General features: G+C 68.1%; 4 protein-coding genes and 1 riboswitch. All 4 genes read right to left on the bottom strand.

What is annotated here, in order from left to right:
- Window positions 1-63 precede the first annotated feature (63 nt).
- Complete coding sequence (ahcY, locus tag HMPREF3115_RS24105; RefSeq protein ID WP_080512292.1) at window positions 64-1,485, bottom strand: adenosylhomocysteinase; 1,422 nt, start codon at window positions 1,483-1,485, stop codon at window positions 64-66.
- Between the two features lie 31 nt (window positions 1,486-1,516).
- A riboswitch (S-adenosyl-L-homocysteine riboswitch) is annotated at window positions 1,517-1,631 on the bottom strand.
- A 293-nt stretch (window positions 1,632-1,924) separates the two neighbouring features.
- Window positions 1,925-2,659, bottom strand: a complete 735-nt coding sequence (locus HMPREF3115_RS24100) for an RNA polymerase sigma factor FliA (RefSeq protein WP_006401381.1) — start codon at window positions 2,657-2,659, stop codon at window positions 1,925-1,927.
- 22 nt (window positions 2,660-2,681) lie between these two features.
- The gene (locus HMPREF3115_RS24095) at window positions 2,682-3,506 is read right to left on the bottom strand and encodes a MinD/ParA family ATP-binding protein (protein WP_006408236.1); all 825 of its coding nucleotides are present in this window, start codon (window positions 3,504-3,506) and stop codon (window positions 2,682-2,684) included.
- Window positions 3,499-4,580 (bottom strand): flagellar biosynthesis GTPase FlhF (flhF, locus tag HMPREF3115_RS24090; RefSeq protein ID WP_070556386.1); only part of this gene is annotated, 1,082 nt, incomplete at its 5' end. The genes HMPREF3115_RS24095 and flhF, both read right to left, overlap by 8 nt.

Here is a 4,580-nt window from a genome sequence, read left to right as displayed (position 1 = left end):
TGACGCCGCGCTGCCGCGCCGCGTGCGCGCGAGGCGCATGCGGCGTGGCAGCGGCGGCACGCATCAGTAGCGGTAGTGGTTCGGCTTGAACGGACCTTCCTTCTGCACGCCGATGTACGCGGCCTGCTCGTCCGACAGCGTCGACAGCTGCGCGCCGATGCGCGCGAGGTGCAGACGCGCGACCTTCTCGTCGAGATGCTTCGGCAGCACGTAGACCTTGTTCTCGTACTGGTCGCCGCGCGTGAACAGTTCGATCTGCGCGAGCGTCTGGTTCGCGAACGAGTTCGACATCACGAACGACGGGTGGCCGGTCGCGCAGCCGAGATTCACGAGGCGGCCTTCGGCCAGCAGGATGATGCGCTTGCCGTCCGGGAAGATGATGTGGTCGACCTGCGGCTTGATGTTTTCCCACTGGTACTGGCGCGTCGACGCGACGTCGATTTCCGAATCGAAGTGGCCGATGTTGCAGACGATCGCGTTGTGACGCATCGCCTTCATGTGATCGTGCGTGATCACGTGATAGTTGCCGGTCGCGGTCACGAAGATGTCGGCCTTGTCGGCCGCGTATTCCATCGTCACGACGCGGTAGCCTTCCATCGCCGCCTGCAGCGCGCAGATCGGATCGATTTCGGTAACCCACACGGTCGCGCCAAGGCCGCGCAGCGACTGCGCGCAGCCCTTGCCCACGTCGCCGTAGCCGGCGACGACCGCGACCTTGCCCGCGATCATCACGTCGGTCGCACGCTTGATGCCGTCGACGAGCGACTCGCGGCAGCCGTACAGGTTGTCGAACTTCGACTTCGTGACCGAATCGTTCACGTTGAACGCCGGGAACGGCAGGCGGCCGTCCTTTTCCATCTGGTACAGGCGGTGCACGCCGGTCGTCGTTTCTTCGGTCACGCCCTTGATGTGCGCGAGGCGCTTCGAGTACCAGTTCGCGTCGATGTCGAGGTGGCGCGCGATCGACTTGTACAGCGCGACTTCTTCCTCGTTGGTCGGCTTCGCGATCACCGAGCGATCCTTCTCGGCCTTCGCGCCGAGGATCAGCAGCAGCGTCGCATCGCCGCCGTCGTCGAGGATCATGTTCGCGAATTCGCCGTTCGGCCATTCGAAGATACGGTGCGAGAACTCCCAGTATTCGTCGAGCGATTCGCCCTTGAACGCGAACACCGGCGTGCCGGCCTCGACGATCGCGGCGGCCGCGTGGTCCTGCGTCGAGAAGATGTTGCACGATGCCCAGCGCACGTCGGCGCCGAGCGCCTTCAGCGTCTCGATCAGCACGCCGGTCTGGATCGTCATGTGCAGCGAACCGGCGATGCGCGCGCCCTTCAGCGGCTGCTGCGCCTTGTATTCGTCGCGGATCTGCACGAGGCCCGGCATTTCGGTCTCGGCAATGTTCAGCTCCTTGCGGCCCCAGCCGGCAAGTGCCATGTCGGCGACGACGTAATCCTGGGAAGCTTTCGAATCGATAACGGCGCTCATCACGCCCTCCTTTCTAAAAAAGTTCTAGAAATTGATGACGTGAGCGCCGTTCAGGAGGCGGGCCGGCGCGAATGTCGCCGCACGGCTGCCTGGTGAAGCCTTCCGAGCCTGGCGGACGCAGAAGGTCCGTCGCAACGCTCCTCGGAAAACGGCTGCGATTGTAGCAAATCGCGACGGAAATTTCTTGCGTCGGCCGCGTCGATCGCCGTCGCGACGGGCGCGCAGAGCGAAGCGCGCCCCTTTATCGAGATGCGCGCGGGCGCTCTGGGTCGCGATGCTCGCACGCGCGATCGGCTGGCCGATCGATCGGGAGACTCGTGCTGCCGACGCGGTCGCACCGATTCTCGACGCGCGCAATCTCACCATGCTGCGGTTGAGCAGGCCGCGTCCGATCGAGGAACGGCCGGGCAAACGGCGCGATGCGCCGCCGGCCGCGCGCGCTTCAGCTTTCCGCGCCGACCCACGCCTGCTCGCGCAGCCGCGCGCGCAATCGCGCGACCGCCTGGCTATGCAGCTGGCACACGCGCGATTCGCTGACCTCGAGCACGGCGCCGATCTCGCGCAGATTCAGTCCGCGCTCGTAGTAGAGCGACATCAGCAGCTTCTCGCGCTCGGGCAGCCGCTCGATCGCCTCGACGAGCGCGCCGCGCAGATGCTCGTCGAGCAGCGCCGACAACGGATCGGCGTGATCGACGCGATAGCGGTCGAGGAACGGCTCGTCGTCGGCCGCACGGTCGAAATCCTCGTAGTAGATGAGCTGGCTGCCGTGCAGGTCCTGCAGCATCGCCTGGTATTCGTCGAGCGGCATGTTCAGGTGCTGCGCGATCTCGGCCTCGCTCGCGGCGCGGCCGAGCCGCTGCTCGACCTGGTGCACCGCGAGTTCGACCTCGCGCGAGGTCTTGCGCAGGCTGCGCGGCAGCCAGTCGTTGCTGCGCAGCTCGTCGAGCATCGCGCCGCGGATCCGCTGCGTCGCGTAGGTCTCGAACTGCGCGCCCTGATCTTCCTTGTAGCGGCCGGCCGCATCCATCAGCCCGATCATGCCGGCCTGGATCAGGTCGTCGAGATCGACGCTCGCCGGCATCTTCGCGACGAGCTGCAGCCCGAGACGACGCACGAGCGGCGCGTACTGCGCGAGCACGTCGGCCTGCGAGATCTTTCCCTGAGCGTTGTACATCATGGCTCTCTCCTTCCGGTGGCGCTCATGCGGCGTGCGCCGCGCCCGTCCGGTACGACGGCTGCCCGCCCGCGCGCAGCTCGCGCGCGGAACCTGTGCCCGCACGCGGGCGCATCGGCCAGTACAGCAGGTCGGCCGCGATCTTTCGGTAGTCGCGCGCCGCGGGCGACGACGGAAACGCGTCGACCGCGGAGCGCGTCAGTGCACGCGCGTGCTCGACGAGCGGATCGGCGCTCACGCAGCCGGCATCGGCGATCGACACGGTCAGATAGCGGCTCGCGACGCCCGCGAGATTGTCGAACGCGGTCTTCGCATCGGCATGGCTGCCGACGTGGTTCACGAGCACGCGGAACTGCGCGGTCGCGTGCGCGAAATGCAGCCGCTTCATGCACGCGTACGCTTCGGTGATCGCGTGCGCGGCCACGCGCGTGACGATCAGCACGTCGTGCGCTTCACGCGCGAGCGTCGACAGCGTGCCGTCGGCGCCGCGCTGCGCGTCGATCAGCACGATGTCGGCCGGGCCGTCGACGAAGTCGCTCAGCTGCGCATCGCCGTAGCCCGCTCGCGCGGCCTGCGCGCTCGCGCACAGCCAGAAACCGGCGGCGACGCGCGTGCGCTCGCCGTCGCGCAGCCATGCGCCGGCGAGCGTCGCGGCGGCCGAATGCACGTCCGCGCGCTCGTCGACGACGAGCACGTCCTTGCCGAGCGCCGCGAGCGCGGCAGCGACGTTCACGACGGTCGACGTGCAGCCGACGCCGGTCGGCCCGCCCGTCACCGCGACGATGCGCGAACCGCGCCCGGCCAGCAGGCGCCGCAGTCCTTCGGCCTGGTCGATCGTTCGTTTATCCAAATCGCACCTCGTGCAGATCGGCGGCCGCGCGGGCGGTCAGCGCGGACAGCAGCAGCGGCATGTCGTCGTCCTGCGGGACGAACGGCGAGCCGTCGCGCGGCACGCAGAACGCGCTCTTCAGCAGGAAGCGCGTGGTCGCGACGTACAGGTTTTCCGGCACCTTCTGGCCGGTCGACACGTAGTGCACGGGCAGCTTGTAGCGGATCACGGTGTCGAGCGCGCCGCCGAGATGCGTCGCCTCGTCGAGCTTCGTCAGGATGCAGCCGGCCAGGTCAGGCCCGGCCAGGTCAGGCCCGGCCAGGTCCGGCCCCGCGAGATCGGCGCGGTCGCCCGCGCTGCGATAGGCCTGCACGACTTCGTTGAGCGTGTCGCCGTGGCTCGTCGCGTTGAGCAGCAGCAGCCGCTGCACCGGCGTGCTCGCGCCGTGCAGCATCGCGATCTGGTCCGACACCGCGCGGTCGCGCTGGCTCATCCCGATCGTGTCGATCAGCACGATGTGCTTGTTGCGCAGCTCGGACAGCGCGAGCGACAGATCGCCGGCGTCCTTCACGGCGTGGACCGGCACGCCGAGGATCTTGCCGAAGATGCGCAGCTGCTCGTGGCCGCCGATCCGGTAGCTGTCGGTCGTCAGCAGCGCGACCTTGCTCGCGCCGAAGCGCATCACGCAGCGTGCGGCGAGCTTCGCGGTCGTGGTCGTCTTGCCGACGCCGGTCGGCCCCATCAGCGCGAACACGCCGCCGCGCTCCATCAGTGCGTCCTCGCTGCCGAGCACCGGCAGGTTCGCGGCGAGCACCGACTGCGCCCATTCGAGCGCGGCGTCGAACGTCTGCGCACCGTCGCCGGCCGGTAGACGATCGACGAGCATCCGCACGAGCTGCGCGGAAAAACCGGCGGCGAACAGATGCTTCGACAGTGCGCCGTGCACCGGGCTGCGGCGTTGACGGTCGTGCCACATCAGGTTGTCGAACTGCGCTTCCATCATCCCGCGCAGCGCGCCGAGCTCGTGCATCACCGTGTCGTTGACGATGCGCTCGACGCCGGACTTCACCGCGTCGGCGACGGCAGCCGCCGTAT

The organism is Burkholderia sp. HMSC10F09 (genome assembly GCF_001806955.1).
GTDB lineage: Bacteria > Pseudomonadota > Gammaproteobacteria > Burkholderiales > Burkholderiaceae > Burkholderia > Burkholderia multivorans.
The sequence above is the reverse complement of the archived record's forward strand: the minus strand, read 5'-3'. Positions and strand labels throughout refer to the sequence as shown.

Coding starts and splice junctions, on each gene's coding strand:
- HMPREF3115_RS24100 (WP_006401381.1), bottom strand. CDS start 2,659: ATGATGTACAACGCTCAGGGAAAGATCTCGCAGGCCGACGTGCTCGCG.